Annotated in this window: 13 protein-coding genes; 6 read left to right on the top strand and 7 right to left on the bottom strand. The window is 68.7% G+C overall.

From position 1 onward, the window contains the following. Nucleotides 1–3: 3 nt before the first annotated feature. Together Q4F73_RS00930 and Q4F73_RS00925 are read right to left on the bottom strand one after the other, a co-directional pair. Entirely contained in the window at nt 4–726 is a 723-nt protein-coding gene (locus Q4F73_RS00930) for a CPBP family intramembrane glutamic endopeptidase (RefSeq protein ID WP_303357469.1), read from the bottom strand. Beyond that, a complete protein-coding gene (locus Q4F73_RS00925; protein ID WP_303357468.1) occupies nt 723–1919 on the bottom strand; it encodes an amidase in 1197 nt (398 codons plus the stop codon). The genes Q4F73_RS00930 and Q4F73_RS00925 overlap by 4 nt, the downstream gene beginning before the upstream one ends. 34 nt (nt 1920–1953) lie before the next feature. Here Q4F73_RS00925 and pheA point away from each other — a divergent pair, with 34 nt between their 5' ends. Both pheA and Q4F73_RS00915 read left to right on the top strand, forming a co-directional pair. Continuing rightward, nucleotides 1954–2889: a prephenate dehydratase gene (gene pheA / locus Q4F73_RS00920; RefSeq protein ID WP_303357467.1), complete on the top strand. Its 936-nt coding sequence runs from the start codon at nt 1954–1956 to the stop codon at nt 2887–2889. Next, the gene (locus tag Q4F73_RS00915) at nt 2886–3572 is read left to right on the top strand and encodes a histidine phosphatase family protein (RefSeq protein ID WP_303357466.1); all 687 of its coding nucleotides are present in this window, start codon (nt 2886–2888) and stop codon (nt 3570–3572) included. Before pheA ends, Q4F73_RS00915 begins: the two co-directional genes overlap by 4 nt. On the opposite strand, the gene Q4F73_RS00910 is transcribed toward Q4F73_RS00915, so the two are convergent. Genes Q4F73_RS00910 through Q4F73_RS00900 form a run of 3 tightly spaced genes read right to left on the bottom strand, consistent with a single transcriptional unit; the run spans nt 3569 to nt 5724 of the window. After that, the gene (locus Q4F73_RS00910; RefSeq protein WP_303357465.1) at nt 3569–3916 is read right to left on the bottom strand and encodes a metallopeptidase family protein; all 348 of its coding nucleotides are present in this window, start codon (nt 3914–3916) and stop codon (nt 3569–3571) included. The two genes, Q4F73_RS00915 and Q4F73_RS00910, sit on opposite strands and share 4 nt — an antisense overlap. Further along, nucleotides 3916–4953 carry a septum formation family protein gene (locus Q4F73_RS00905; protein WP_303357464.1) on the bottom strand — a complete coding sequence of 346 codons (1038 nt, stop codon included), beginning with the start codon at nt 4951–4953 and terminating at the stop codon, nt 3916–3918. The genes Q4F73_RS00910 and Q4F73_RS00905 overlap by 1 nt, the downstream gene beginning before the upstream one ends. A gap of 12 nt (nt 4954–4965) precedes the next feature. Next, on the bottom strand, nt 4966–5724 hold the full coding sequence (locus tag Q4F73_RS00900) for a GntR family transcriptional regulator (RefSeq protein WP_303357463.1): 759 nt from the start codon (nt 5722–5724) through the stop codon (nt 4966–4968). A gap of 88 nt (nt 5725–5812) precedes the next feature. Between Q4F73_RS00900 and serS the strand changes: the two genes are divergently transcribed. Genes serS through glpK form a run of 4 tightly spaced genes read left to right on the top strand, consistent with a single transcriptional unit; the run spans nt 5813 to nt 10376 of the window. Then, on the top strand, nt 5813–7072 hold the full coding sequence (gene serS, locus Q4F73_RS00895; RefSeq protein WP_303357462.1) for a serine--tRNA ligase: 1260 nt from the start codon (nt 5813–5815) through the stop codon (nt 7070–7072). A gap of 10 nt (nt 7073–7082) precedes the next feature. After that, nucleotides 7083–8018: a 1-acyl-sn-glycerol-3-phosphate acyltransferase gene (locus Q4F73_RS00890; protein ID WP_303357461.1), complete on the top strand. Its 936-nt coding sequence runs from the start codon at nt 7083–7085 to the stop codon at nt 8016–8018. Nucleotides 8019–8021: 3 nt separating this feature from the next. Then, a complete protein-coding gene (locus Q4F73_RS00885; RefSeq protein WP_303357460.1) occupies nt 8022–8858 on the top strand; it encodes a Cof-type HAD-IIB family hydrolase in 837 nt (278 codons plus the stop codon). A gap of 9 nt (nt 8859–8867) precedes the next feature. After that, nucleotides 8868–10376: a glycerol kinase GlpK gene (gene glpK, locus Q4F73_RS00880; RefSeq protein ID WP_303357459.1), complete on the top strand. Its 1509-nt coding sequence runs from the start codon at nt 8868–8870 to the stop codon at nt 10374–10376. Here the strand turns inward: glpK and Q4F73_RS00875 are convergent. Then, nucleotides 10373–11746, bottom strand: coding sequence for an HNH endonuclease signature motif containing protein (locus tag Q4F73_RS00875; RefSeq protein ID WP_303357483.1), 1374 nt, complete (start codon nt 11744–11746; stop codon nt 10373–10375). The two genes, glpK and Q4F73_RS00875, sit on opposite strands and share 4 nt — an antisense overlap. A gap of 172 nt (nt 11747–11918) precedes the next feature. Next, nucleotides 11919–13937: an N-acetylmuramoyl-L-alanine amidase gene (locus Q4F73_RS00870; protein ID WP_303357458.1), complete on the bottom strand. Its 2019-nt coding sequence runs from the start codon at nt 13935–13937 to the stop codon at nt 11919–11921. Nucleotides 13938–14023: the final 86 nt, after the last annotated feature.

The following is a 14023-nucleotide window of genomic DNA, read 5'->3' as shown; positions in this document are numbered from 1 at the left end:
CGCCTACCCGATCCCCAGCCACGAGAGATCCCCACCGAGGGCGGCATAGCCGACGAAGGCGACGGCGTCGATAAGGAAGTGGGCGATGACCAGCGGCCAGATGCGGCCGGTCTTCCAGTAGAACCAGCCGTAGAGCAGGCCCATCGCGATGTTGCCGAAACCGGCCGATACTCCCTGGTAGAGGTGGTAGGAACCGCGCAGCACGCTGGAGAAGGCCAGGGCCGCGGGTAAGGCCCAGCCGAGTTGGCGCAGGCGGGTGAGCAGGTACATGACCACCACGACCTCCTCGCCGAAGGCGTTGGCGAACGACCAGGTGAGCAGGACGGGGACTTCGGTAAAGGGGTGGGTGAGCGTGGTGGGGATGATCTCCCGGGTCCACCCCAGGTGCAGGGCGGTGGCGTAGAAGGCGAGGCCGGGAAGGCCGATGACGGCGGCCAGGCCCGCGCCCCAGCCGACATCGGACCAGCGCAGCCGGGGGATGCTGCCGCCGAGGAGGTAGAGGGCGAGGGCGCCGTAGGCGAGCAGGGTGCCGGCGGAGGCCAGTTGCAGGCCGAGGTCGATCCACGGGGCATTCGACAGGGAGCGGTAGAGGGCGATCTGCTGCTCATTGAGGGGGCGGGTGTCGAGCAGCGCATCCGTGAGTCGCAGCAGCGCCCGCACCCCGGAGATGCCGAAGCTGACGGCGAGGACAATGAGGATCTCGGTCCACAGGCGCTGGCGGCTCACGGGTGGAGCTCCCGGGCCAGGGCGAGTAGTTCGCCGTCGTTGAGCCGGATGGCGCCGAGGTGCACGCTGAGGGGTCGTTCCCACGGCACGGAGACGGCAGCCGCGCCGGTCATGTTGAACAGTGAGCCCCAGGGTGACCAGCGGGTCTGGGCGAGGAAGTTCTCCTCCGGTTCCATGGCGGCGAAATGCCCGATGGGTGGGGGATCCGTGGTGGTCACCGGCGTGAGCAGGGCATCGATGTCCCAGTGTGCGGCGAGGTGACGCGGCAGGGCGTCGGCATGCCGGTTGGCCTGATCCAGTTGGCCGCGGGTGACGGCGCGGCCCTGCGCCCGCAGCCAGGCGACGAGCCCCTCCGCCGGCCCCGGCAGCCCCGCGAGCTTGGCGGTGAAGATGGTGCGAAAGGACGCGAAGGTGACCTGCGCCTCCGGGTAGGGGTGCACGACGACGACCTCGTGCCCGGCCGCAGCCAGTGCATCTGCTGCCGAGAGGACCGCCCGCAGATGCGCCTCTTCGACGGGCGCCTGAGCAAAGAGAGGTTCGGTGAGCACCCCGATCCGGCGACGGCCGGGGGTGGGGGTGATGGTGAGGAGGAAGGCGGCGTCGATAAGCGAGCGGGCGAGGTAGCCCTGCGCGGCGAGTCGCGGGGCGGAGGGTTTGAAGCCGACGACGCCGCAGGCGGCGGCCGGGACACGGATGGAACCGCCCCCGTCGGAGGCGTGTGCGGCGGGGACCAGCCCGCGGGCGACGAGGGCCGCGGCGCCACCGGAGGAACCGGCGGTGGTGCGGCCCGGCCAGAGCGGATTGTCGGGGGCCTCAAGGCCGGGGGGTTCGGTGTAGATCATCAGCCCCAGTTCGGCGGTGTGGGACTTGCCGGGGATGATCGCCCCCTGGTCCAGGAGCGCGGCGGGCAGGGTGTCGGTTGCCTCCGCCAGGCGGGTGCGGTGCGCGGAGCCGAAGGTGGTGGGCATGCCCGCGACATCCATCAGATCCTTGACGGGCATGAGCAGGCCGTGGAGACGGCCGCGCTCGGCCTGCCGGTCGAGGAGCCGGGCCCGGTCGTGGGCCTGCTCGAGGGCGAGGTGGGAGAAGCCGTCCCCGGGCTGCACGCGCGCGGCCAGTTGCTCGACGGAGTCAGCCGCCAGGCGTTCACCGGAGCGCAGCTGCGCGACGAGCTCGGGCACGGGCGTGGTCATGCGGACCAGAATACGACTGGATAGGCTGGCAGACATGAATGAGACCACCACCGTCGCCTACCTCGGCCCCGCGGGCACGTTCACCGAGGCCGCGCTCATCCGCTTCCAGGATCAGGGGGCGTTCGGTTCCGGTGAGGTGACCCAGCTGCCGGTGAGCTCACCGCGCGAGGCGCTCGACTCCGTGCGCGCCGGGCGGGCCGATTTCGCGTGCGTGGCCATCGAGAACTCCGTCGACGGGGCCGTGACCTCGACGTTCGATGCTCTCGTGGAGGCCGGGGGCGTGCAGATCTACCACGAGCTGGAGATCGAGATCGCGTTCTCCATCATGCTGCGCCCCGGGACGGACCTGGCGGACGTGCAGACGTTCGCCACCCACCCGGTCGCGCATCAGCAGGTGCGGCAGTGGCTGGCGGCGCACATTCCGGGAGCCCGGTTCGTGCCCGCCTCCTCCAATGCGGCGGCCGCGGAAGCCGTCGCCGAGGGGCGGGCGGATGCCGCTGCGGCCCCGGACCGCGCCGCGGTCCTCTTCGGCCTCGACGTGGTGGCCCGCGACGTGGCCGACGTGGCCGGTGCCCGCACGCGCTTCGTCGTCGTCGGACCGCGGGGTGTGCCGACGCCGCGCACCGGTACCGACCAGACCACCGTCGTGTTCACCCTGCCGAATGAGCCGGGCACCCTCGTGGGGGCGCTCACGGAGTTCTCCCTGCGCGGGGTCGACATGAGCCGTATCGAGTCGCGCCCCACCCGCCGGACCTTCGGCACCTACCACTTCTATGTCGACCTGGTCGGGCACATTGATGACGCCCCCGTCGCCGAGGCCCTGCGCGCCCTGTGGCTGCGCGCCGAGGACATCACCTACCTCGGGTCCTGGCCCGCCCCGGGGCGCGGGGAGGGCACACCGGCCACTGATCTGGCCCGCCTGGACCGGGCCACCGACTGGGTCCGCGACGCCCGGGAGGGGAAGGCATGAGCGGCCGCCTCATTCTGCTGCGCCACGGCCAGACCCACAGCAACGTCGCCCGCAAGCTCGACACCCGCCCGCCGGGGGCGGAACTGACGGATAACGGCCGCAACCAGGCATGGAACGTCGGTGTCGAGCTCGTCGATGTCTGCCAGGCCGGCGGTGGTTCACCCGGGCGCCTCGGCGCGGTGGTCTCCTCCGTGGCGCTGCGCGCCCAGCAGACCGCGCTGCTCGCCATGACCGCCTTCGAGCAGACCGCTGGACTGCGGGAACGCGAGATACCCATCGACGTCGAGGTCGGCCTCCACGAGATCTTCGCCGGTGACCACGAGATGCTCTCCGACGAGGACTCCCACCGCTCGTACGCCACCGCCCTACGCGGCTGGCTGGACGCGGACGCTGAGGCGCGCATCCCGGGCGGGGAGACCTACCTGGAACTGATGGACCGCTACCGGCCCGTCATGGAGAACCTCGTGCTCACCCACCTGGCGGATGGAGCGGACCAGGATGTCCTGGTGGTCAGCCACGGTGCGGCGATCCGCACCATGGCGGCCCACGCGGCCAGCGTCGATCCCGATTTCGCCTTCGCGGGATACCTGGGCAACTGCCGGTTCATCGTGCTGGAACCCGGGGACCGGCCCTTCGGGGAGTGGAAGCTGGTGCGCTGGGCGGACCTGGACCACCAGATCTAACCCCACCCCAGACGCTCGAGATCCTCCTCCTCGAGGCCGAAGTAGTGGCCGACCTCGTGGAAGACGGTCACCTTCACCTGCTCGCGCAGGTCCTCCAGGGAGCGGGAGTAACGCTTGAGCGGTTCCTTGTAGATGAAGATCGCGTCGGGGAGGTATCCGGTGTGGTGGTGGGTGCGGTCCGGAAGTGCCACCCCGACGTAGAGGCCCAGGTAGCTGGGATGCTCCTCGTTGTAGTCCGCGACCTGGATGGCCACATTGACCAGCCGGCGGGCGAACTCGTCCGGGATCTGGTCGAGGGCGTCGTTGACCAGGTCGTCGAAGGCCTCGTCGCTGATGTCGACCATCAGGGGGCGGGCTGCTCACGCAGCGGGTTGCGGGGAGGCTGCTCGGCGGGAGGTTCCCCGTCGATGAGCAGGTCCTCCCGGGCGGAACGGTTGAGGTTGGAGAACCCACCCTCCGGGTTGGCGTGGAACAACGAGCAGTTGACCGACCGTGAGCCGCCGATCCACGAGGCCTGGCCGAGCGTGCCCCAGTAGGGCTGCAGGGTGGACTGGTAGAGGGCTTCCTCATCCCCGAGGTAGTCGATGGCGGCCCGGGTGCACACGTCCTGCAGGTGGCGGTCCTGATCCTCGATGCTCGGGGTGCCCTCCGGGAAGACGGGGGCGAGATCCACGATGGAGGTGGTCTCCAGCTGGTGATTCTCGGCGCAGTCGACGGTGCGCAGCGAGCGGGAGTCATCGACGAACACGCATTCACCGGGTTGCGCGACAACCGCCTGATCCTGCTCGGCGGCGGCCCCCGTGGTGAGCATGGGCACACCGGCGGCATCGGTCGCCTGGATCCCGCACAGCATCGTGCGGTCACCGGCCTCCCACGCCTCGGCGGGCGGCAGGATCGGGGCGATGGAGTAGCGGCCGACCGGATCGAAGCGGCCACCCAGGTAGCGCAGGGTGGGGGTCTGGCACAGCTCCTCCCGCAGCTGGGCCTGGCGGGTCAGATCCGGCATCGAGGCGTTCTGGCCGAACTCGGAGGACGGGTAGGCGGCCAGATCCTCCCGGGCGGAGATCTCGAAGCGGTGCTCCCCGTCGCAGGAGGCCTGCTGGAAGTTGCTGATGGTGCCGTCGGCGGCGATGTCCCACGTCAGGCAGGCCCCGACGTCGGCCGTGGTGAATGGGGCGGAACCGTTTCCGTTGTCTGCGTCTGTGTCGGTGCCTGAGCCGTCGTCCCCGCCCGCACCCGCGACGGTGGTCGGAGAGGTGCCGTTTCCGGTGACCTCGTCCGCGGAGAAGATCCCGTAGGAGCCGACGGCGACGGAGGCGGCGAGTGCCGCCACCAGTCCGGTGCGTACGGCTGCCGCGGAACGTGCGGTGGGAGTCGTCATAATGTCCGGATTCTACCCACTCACCCGGGTGACACGGGTGTTCAACCGGTAGCGGTCGGTGCGGTACACCGAGGAGCACCACTCCACCGGCAGTGTCCCGGAACGTGAAAACCGCACGATATGAAGCAGGGCGGTGCCGGGGGTGACGTCGAGAAGCGCGGCCTGCTGCTCGTCGGCCTCGACGGCGGTGACCACCTGATCGGCCTCCGTGACGGGGACGCGGTAATGCTTCTCCAGGATGGAGTAGACGGAGTTGTAGACGTCATTTTCCAGAAGGTCCGGGACGTGTTCGGCGTTGTACCAGCCGTCGTCGATGGAATAGGGCTCACCGTCGCCGAGCCGCAGGCGCCGCAGGTGCGTGTGCGGGGTGGCGGGCGCCGAACCGAAGAACTCGAGAACCTCCGGTGGGGCGGGGGCGCGTTCGGACAGCAGGATCTTCGAGGCGGCCGCGACGTCCTGGGCCTCCATCTCCGAACTGAAGGACGCCAGGTGCAGGCGCGAGACCAGGGGGTTCGGGGCCACGAAGGTGCCCTTGCCGCGAGCCCGGCGCAGCCTGCCACTGGCGACGAGATCGCCGATGGCCCGCCGCACCGTGATGCGGGAGACCCCGTAGGTCTCCTCGAGGACACGTTCGCCCGGCAGCAGGTCGCCGGGGTGGAGCTGGGTGGCGCACATCTCCTCCAGGATCGCCCGGAGCTGCGCGTGCTTGGGTTTCGGCCCGTCCGTGATGGGAGTCGCGGGCAACTCGGGGGGAGAAGGTGCAGCAGCCATGGCAACAATCCTACGCCGCTGGTTATGACCAGTGTGGGGGGTCGGCCTGTCGGGATGATCACGCCCTCCGGAGGGTAGGCTCGTATGCGTGATTGATCTCAAATTCCTTCGCGAGAATCCCGACCTCGTCCGCGCCTCCCAGGTGACCCGAGGTGAGGACCCGGCGCTCGTCGATAAGCTCATTGCCGCTGATGAACAGCGTCGCTCCGCGATCTCGGAGGCCGACGCCCTGCGCGGCGAGCAGAAGGCCTTCGGCAAGAAGATCGGCCAGGCCGCCCCGGAGGACCGCCCGGCGCTGCTGGAGGGCTCCAACGAGCTCAAGGCGAAGGTGAAGGAGGCTGAGGAGGCGCAGAAGACCGCCGAGGCCACCGTCGCCGAGCTGCAGATGCAGCTGTCGAATGTCGTCGAGGGCGCTCCCGCGGGCGGTGAGGATGACTTCGTTGTCCTGGAGAACGTCGGGCAGCCCCGCGAGTTCGACTTCGAGCCTAAGGACCACCTGGAACTGGGTACCTCCCTGGGGCTTATCGACATGGAGCGCGGCACCAAGGTCGGCGGCTCCCGCTTCTACTACCTCACCGGCGACGGCGCGTTCCTGCAGCTGGGCATGATGATGCTCGCCGCGCAGAAGGCCCGCGAGGCCGGCTTCCAGCTGATGATCCCGCCGGTGCTGGTACGCCCGGAGATCATGGCCGGCACCGGCTTCCTCGGTGACCATGCCGAGGAGATCTACTACCTCGAGCGCGATGAGCTCTACCTGGTGGGCACCTCCGAGGTGGCGCTCGCCGGCTACCACAAGGACGAGATCATCGACCTGTCGAACGGCCCCGTGAAGTACACGGGCTGGTCCTCCTGCTTCCGGCGCGAGGCCGGTTCCTACGGCAAGGACACCCGCGGCATCATCCGCGTCCATCAGTTCGACAAGCTGGAGATGTTCGTCTACTGCAAGCCGGAGGACGCCACCGCCCAGCACCAGGCACTGCTGGACATGGAGCGTGACATGCTCTCGGCTGTCGGCGTGCCCTACCGCATCATCGACATCGCCGGCGGTGACCTCGGCCAGTCCGCGGCCCGCAAGTTCGACACCGAGGCGTGGATCCCGACCCAGAACACCTACCGCGAGCTGACGTCGACGTCGAACTGCACCACCTTCCAGGGCCGGCGCCTGCAGACCCGTTACCGCGACGAGAACGGCAAGGCCCAGATCGCCGCGACCCTCAACGGCACGCTGGCCACCACCCGCTGGCTCGTCGCCATCCTGGAGAACAACCAGCAGGCCGACGGTTCCGTCGTCGTTCCGGAGGCGCTGCGCCCCTTCGTGGGCAAGGATGTACTCGAGCCGAAGAAGTAGGGGAGAGATCATGGCCACACGACCGTTCACCAAGCGCCGGGGCTTCTACGTCCCGCGCGACCTGCCCGAGGTGCCCGATCACCCGGTGGAGGCGAAGGAACGCCCGTACAACAGCCCCATCATCCCGATCGTCCGCGGTCTGATGAAGGCGCAGGGCATCCGGCTGACCGTCTTCGGCGCGGAGAACATCCCGCTCGAGGGCCCCGCGTTGCTGGCGTTCAACCACACCGGTTACTACGACTTCATCTTCGGCGGAATCCCCGCTCACCTGCAGGGACGCCGCCTGGTGCGTTTCATGTCGAAGAAGGAGATCTTTGACGCCCCCGTCGCCGGTCCCCTCATGCGCGCCATGCAGCACCTCGCGGTGGATCGCTCCGCCGGGGCGTCCTCGCTTATCGACGCCGTCGAGCGACTCCGCGCCGGGCAACTGGTCGGTATCTTCCCGGAAGCGACGATCTCGCGGTCCTTCGAGCTCAAGGAGTTCAAGAACGGCGCGGCCCGCATCGCCGCCGAGGCCGAAGCCCCGCTCATTCCCGTGGTCATCTGGGGTTCGCAGCGCATCTGGACGAAGGGGCATCCCAAGCGCCTGGGCCGGACGAAGACGCCGGTGTTCATCCGGGTGGGCGAACCCGTCGACCCGTCCGGTGATCCGGACGTGGCCATCGAGCGCCTCAAGGACGCCATGCAGGTGCTCCTCGATCGCGTCCAGGACGACTACACCCGGGCCTACGGCCCGTTCCCGGCCGGGGAGTTCTGGATGCCCGCCCAGGACGGCGGCTCTGCACCCACGCTTATCGACGCCCGCCGCATCGACGCCGAGGCCAAGGCCGCCAAGGTGGCCCGCGCGGAGAAGAAGGCGGCCGCCAAGGTGGACAAGCGCGCCGATGCGAAGCTCGGCAATGCACGCTCCTTCATCGACAAGGTGAAGGAAAAACTCAGGAGATAGCTCATGGAGACACCCGGTCCGGCACCGAAACTGGTGGCCAGCGATGTTGACGGCACCATCATCACCTCGCAGGAGCGAGTTCTCCCGCGGGTCCGTGACGTCATTGTCCGGGCTGAGCAGGCGGGCACCCGGGTGGCGTTGGCCACCGGGCGCCCGCACCGGTGGATCTTCCCCGTCCTGGACCAGCTGCCCATCCGCCCCGTGTGCGTCACCGCCAACGGCGCGGTGGTCTACGACTCCGCCAACGACCAGGTCATCGCCTCCCACACCCTGGCCCCGGACACCATGGCCGAGGTCGTCGAGCTGGCGCGGGAGGCGTTCCACGAGGTCGGCGGGGTGTCGGTGGCCTGCGAGCGAGTGGGCAGCTCGGCCTTCGACCCCGAGGAGGAGATGTTCGTCATCGCCCCCGACTTCCTCAACACCTGGGAGGTGCAGGGCTTCGGCGTGCTGCCGGAGCACGAGGTGATCAGCGAACCGGCCGTGAAGATGCTCCTGCGACACGCTGACCTCACCGCACCGGAGATGTTCGACCTGCTCACGCCCTTCCTCGACCCGGATGTCGCGCACGTGACCTTCTCCATGAACGAGGGGCTGCTCGAGGTGGCGGCCCCCGGAGTGACCAAGGCGCTCGGAGTGTCCACCCTGGCCGCCATGCACGGCATCGACCAGCGCGATGTCATCGCCTTCGGTGACATGCCCAACGACATCGAGATGCTGGCCTGGGCCGGCACCGGGGTGGCCATGGGCAATGCGCGTGACTCGGTCAAGGATGTCGCCGACTTCGTCACCGGCACCAACAACGAGGCCGGACTGGCGCAGGTGCTGGAGCGGTGGTTCTAGGATTGAGCCATGACGGCTTCCCATCCGACACAGTATGTGGCGGCGATCGACCAGGGCACCACCTCCACGCGCTGCGTCATCATCGATGACACCGGTCAGGTGGTCTCCTCCGCCCAGTACGAACACCGGCAGATCATGCCCCGGCAGGGGTGGGTCGAGCACGATCCCCTGGAGATCTGGGCCAACACCCGCCGCGCGGTGTCGTCCGCGATGGTGGACATCGACGTCTCCCCGGACCGCATCGCCGCGCTCGGGGTGACCAACCAGCGGGAGACCGCAGTGGTGTGGGATCCGGCCACCGGCCGACCGATCCACAACGCCATCGTCTGGCAGGACACCCGCACCGCCGATATCGCCGGCGAGGACCCGCAGCGCCTGTTGAATCGGACGGGACTGCTGGCGAATTCCTATCCTGCGGGTCCCAAGATCGCGTGGATCCTCGACCACGTCGACGGGGCCCGGGAGCGGGCCGAGGCCGGGGAGCTGCTCGCGGGCACCATCGACTCCTGGTTGCTGTGGAACCTCACCGGCGGGGCCCGCGGTGATGAGGGTCGTCCGGCGCTGCACGCCACCGATGTCACCAACGCCTCGCGCACCCTGCTCATGGACCTGCGGACCTGCCGGTGGGACGAGGAGCTGTGTGCGGAGATCGGGGTCCCCGTTCAGGTGCTGCCGGAGATCCGGCCGTCGCTGTCGGAATTCGGTACCGTGCGCCGTCGCGGCACCCTGGCCGGGGTGCCCATCACCGGCGTCCTCGGGGACCAGCAGTCCGCCATGTTCGGGCAGGGGTGCTTCGAGGTCGGTGATGCGAAAAGCACCTACGGCACCGGTCTGTTCCTGCTGCAGAACACCGGAGATGAGCCCCAGTTCTCCGAGCACGGCCTGCTGACGACGGTTCTCTACCAGCGCGACGGGGAGAAACCGGTCTACGCCCTGGAAGGCTCGGTGGCCGTCGGCGGTTCGCTGATCCAGTGGCTGCGGGATCAGCTGGGCATCATCCGTTCCGCCGATGAGGTGGAGACGATCGCCGCCGACGACAACGGTGGGGTGTTCATCGTCCCGGCCTTCTCGGGGTTGTTCGCCCCCCGCTGGCGCCCGGATGCCCGCGGCGTCATCGTGGGCCTGACACGTTTCGCGGATCGCACCCACCTCGCCCGCGCCGCGCTGGAGGCCACGGCTCTGCAGACCCGGGAGGTGGTGGAGGCGATGGTGGCGGATTCCGGCATCGACCTGACCAGCCTGCGCGTCGACGGCGGCATGACCGCCAACGACACCCTCATGCAGCTGCAGGCGGATGTGCTGGGCGCGGAGGTGGTCAGGCCCGGCAACATCGAGACGACGGCACTCGGAGCCGCCTTCGCCGCGGGCATCGGGACCGGCTACTGGGCAGGGTTGGAGGAGGTTCGCTCGCTGCAGGCACCGGATGAAGCATGGCGCCCGGAATGGTCCGGTGATCGCCGGGACGCGCTGGTGGCGGACTGGAACCGAGCGGTGGAACGCTCCCTCAACTGGGACTAGACCTCCACCGGGCGCGGCTCGGGGTCGGCGTCCTGCCGCCAGGGAAGGTAGCGGCGGGGTTCGGGCGGATTGTCGATCCTGTCCCGGTAGTCCGCGAAGCGCTCCGCGGCCGCACGCGCCGCGAGCATCTCCCGGCGCCGTTCGCGACGCTGCGAGAACGTCTGGACCCAGTGCTTCTGCTTCGGGGCCAGAGGACCGGTGGCTGCATCGACCACCCAGGTGCCGTCGGAGAAGAGCCAGTACACATCGGCGGTGATCGGATCCAGCAGGTAGAAGGCCTGCTGGTCAGTTTTTCGGTTGTGGTGGTGGCGACACAACATGACCATGTTGGAGGCGGTTGTCGGACCGCCATCGCCGTGGTTGATCCGGTGGTCGGCGTCGCAGTAGGTGGCCTTGCGCGAACACCCGGGCCAGCGGCAGACCCAGTCGCGGCCGACGAGGTAGGCGCGGATCGGTGCCGTGGTCTCGTAGGAAGGGGTCGCAGCATCCGCAGCCTGGTCCATGTCGATGACCTTGGTCACCAGGTCCTTCAGGGTGGCAGCGGCCGCATCGCTGAGGATGCCCCGCTGCGGGTGGTGGACGGGGGAGTCCGCGACATCCCGGGCGGAGTACACCATGGTGGTGACCGAGGTGGTGATGTTGCCCAGTATCAGCTGAGTCAGGGCCTCCGCCTGGGAGCATTCCCGCTCCCTGGCGGCCTGCTGCACCGCATCGGCGATCTGGGTGCCTGCGGCCTGCCCGACGAAGAGATCGAAACGCACCCGGCCGCCGGGGAGGTCCTCGATCGACAGCATGTCGGGCTCCTCCTCCTGCGGGGGAAGCGTGGACATCAGTTCACCCGGGTTTTCGCAGGGCTCGGGGCCCTCATCCGGGTTGGCACCCAGCGGTGCATAGTCCGGTATCGCCTGGGTCTCCACGCTGCGGATCGTGCCCAAGATGGTGGCCTTGATCGTCGAGTTGGTGGGGGCGAGCTGGCGGGGACGGGTCGGGGTGAAGCGTTCGATGAGATCCTCGTCGAGCGCCCGCCAGAAGAAGTCGTCGTTCTGGATGGCGACGGGTGCTTCGCCGACCGCGCGCTCGATGGCCGACAGCTGCTCCATGTCGAGCAGCCACGTGCTCTCCTGGAAGGACCGAAGTTGGGGCAGGCGGTCGAGGCACTCCAGGGCATCAAGGAACCGCTCCTGTCGATGTTTGGGTATCCCGAGTTCGGAGTAGAGAACCGAGGACAGGGTGGACCAGTCCTCCTCACTGCGGACATCGGTGATGGGCTGCGCGGAGCGCCACATCGCGTACTCGGCCTGGACTTTGGCCAGCCGGTACTCATAGTGGAAATTGCGGGGATCAAGTACTGCCCACGACGCCTGGGGCATCGGATTCACCTCCTCACCTGTTCTCGATTACCTGTTCGAACGTCACGCTAGAGCATGCCCCGGACATGGGGGTGATGAGCGGGGGTGGGCCCAGGAGTTTCGGCAGGTCAGGAACGCAGAAGCGACGCCCCGGACCGTGTGGTCCGGGGCGTCGCGAAGCAGCGGGCGGAAGCTACGTCAGCTTGACGTCGACATTGCCGTCCGCGGGGTTGAAGGTGACGTAGCCACCCTCGAAGTCGACGCGGATGAGGTCGCCGTCGTTGTACTCCTCGTTGAGCGGCATGCCCAGCGGGCCGAGATCGAAGCCCTGGGCCGCCCAGAGGTCTCCGATGACACCCCACAGTGCGCGGGCCTCGGTGCTGTCGACCTCATTGATGATGATGCCGTTGTCGAACAGGGCGTAGGTGGCGTCAGGGGTGTTGAGGCCGCCGCGCGGGTCACCCAGCGCTGCGCCGTAGGTGGTGCCCACCCGGGTCGCAGCTTCGTTGATCTGCGGATCGCTGGCGAAGGTGGACACGATGTCCAGCACCGGCTTGAGGTCCTGGAGGGAGACGTTCTCCATGATCTCGATGTCACCCACCTGCTGGGTGGTGCCCGGCAGGGAACCCTCGGTGGCGAGGAAGGCCACGGCCAGACCCGCCAGCGTGCCGGCGATGGCGAGCAGGGAGGTGGCGTCGCCACCGGCCGCGCTGCCCAGCAGGCCGAGGGGGTTGTTGGTCGGCGCGGGGGCCGGTGCCGGCGGAGGCGGCGTGGTGGTCACGGTCGTGGTCTCCGTCGCCGGCGGAGGGGTCGTGGTCTCCGTGGCGGGCGGGGTGGTCACGGTCGTGGTCTCCGTGGCGGACGGCGTGGTGGTCGTGGTGCCGCCTCCGCGTCGCATCTGCTGGACCTTCTCCTGGGCGATGGCGCGGATGGTGCCCATCTGCGCGTAACCGTACTGGCCCGGGCAGGCGTTGTGGTGGGCATCGCGGTGTGCGAAGACGTTGGGCAGGGTCATGGTGACGCCGCCGGAGTACTTGGAGCCGCCGAAGGACGACGGCGTGTACGGGGCGGAACCCTGCGGGTTGAAACCGGCGATGGCCGCTTTCCATCCGATCATCTCGCCCACGGAGCGGACCATGGCGGGCGTGGTGGGGGTGATGTCGTAGTTGCCCATCATGGAGATACCGAAGGTACCGCGGTTGAAGCCGCCGACATGCGCGCCCTGGACGTTGCGGTCCAGACCGCCCGCGCGGCCCTCGTAGATGGTGCCGAACTTATCGACGACCGCGTTGTACCCGAGGTCGCACCAGCGCAGTGTGTTGGCGTGGTAGTTGTGCATGCCGCGCATGATGCTGGCGGCCTGGGCCCGGGTGTAGTTGTTGGAGCCGGCGGTGTGGTGGACCGCGGCGGCCTGCAGCGAGTTGTCGTACGTGGTGCCGCAGCGGCTGCCGGAGGGAGCTCCCCAGCCGGCGCGGGTGACCACCGGCGGCATGCCGCGGGTCACGGAGTCGGTGGCCAGGGCAATGCCACCGGCCTCGGCGTTACCGTCGATGAACACGACGTCCAGGTCCTCCGGGGCGGCGACGTCTGCCACCGGCTGGATGTCGCCGTAGTTGGTCGGCAGCGGTGCCAGGCCGGCGCCGACCGGCTGTGCGGCGGCCTCTGCGGCCTCTGCGGGCTCAGCGGGAGTCTCCTCGGGGATGGTGATGTCGGCCTCGGGGGCCTGTTCCGGTGCGCCGAGGATGTCGACGCCGGTGATGGAGACCTGGACCTTGTTGGTCGGCTCCACGTAGAGCAGCTCGGTGCCGTTCTCGCCGTTCGGTCCGAGCTCGCCGATGGCCTCGGCGTCCCACCAGGGGCCCCAGGAACCGTCCGGCATCTCCGCTCGGACAAAGGCGGCCAGGTCGCGGTGATCGAGCCAGGTGATGGCGAACATGGAGAACTGCTCGTCGCGGCTGAACTCCTTCACCGTGCGCGGGCCGGGAACGCCGGACTGCGCGGCGATGGCGGCGTCGTCGATAAGCACGTTGTCACCGGAAGCGAAGGACTCGGTCGCCTGCGACACCTCGATGGGGCCGGATCCGATGTCCTGGGTCTTGAGGATCTGGTTGCCGCCGATGGCGGCGGAGACGATGAGGGCAAGGGACAGGACAACGGCCAACGTCGGGTTGACGCTGGTCTGCCCTGTGGCGATACGGCGTCGCTGCTGCACGGTGGGGGCTCCCTGAAAAATTGGGTGGAACAACAATAGGTACACGTGTGGCCAAACTGGTCACGAGTGAACTCTAGTACACATCC

This window comes from Corynebacterium sp. (genome assembly GCF_030535495.1).
In the GTDB taxonomy this organism is placed as follows: Bacteria; Actinomycetota; Actinomycetes; order Mycobacteriales; family Mycobacteriaceae; genus Corynebacterium.
This window is presented reverse-complemented; position numbering and strand designations above follow the sequence as displayed.

Excerpts from the sequence above, each read along its gene's own strand:
- Q4F73_RS00925 (WP_303357468.1), bottom strand. The coding sequence starts at position 1,919 with ATGACCACGCCCGTGCCCGAGCTCGTCGCGCAGCTGCGCTCCGGTGAA.
- pheA (WP_303357467.1), top strand. The coding sequence starts at position 1,954 with ATGAATGAGACCACCACCGTCGCCTACCTCGGCCCCGCGGGCACGTTC.
- Q4F73_RS00915 (WP_303357466.1), top strand. The coding sequence starts at position 2,886 with ATGAGCGGCCGCCTCATTCTGCTGCGCCACGGCCAGACCCACAGCAAC.
- Q4F73_RS00910 (WP_303357465.1), bottom strand. The coding sequence starts at position 3,916 with ATGGTCGACATCAGCGACGAGGCCTTCGACGACCTGGTCAACGACGCC.
- Q4F73_RS00905 (WP_303357464.1), bottom strand. The coding sequence starts at position 4,953 with ATGACGACTCCCACCGCACGTTCCGCGGCAGCCGTACGCACCGGACTG.
- Q4F73_RS00900 (WP_303357463.1), bottom strand. The coding sequence starts at position 5,724 with ATGGCTGCTGCACCTTCTCCCCCCGAGTTGCCCGCGACTCCCATCACG.
- Q4F73_RS00890 (WP_303357461.1), top strand. The coding sequence starts at position 7,083 with ATGGCCACACGACCGTTCACCAAGCGCCGGGGCTTCTACGTCCCGCGC.
- Q4F73_RS00885 (WP_303357460.1), top strand. The coding sequence starts at position 8,022 with ATGGAGACACCCGGTCCGGCACCGAAACTGGTGGCCAGCGATGTTGAC.
- glpK (WP_303357459.1), top strand. The coding sequence starts at position 8,868 with ATGACGGCTTCCCATCCGACACAGTATGTGGCGGCGATCGACCAGGGC.
- Q4F73_RS00875 (WP_303357483.1), bottom strand. The coding sequence starts at position 11,746 with ATGCCCCAGGCGTCGTGGGCAGTACTTGATCCCCGCAATTTCCACTAT.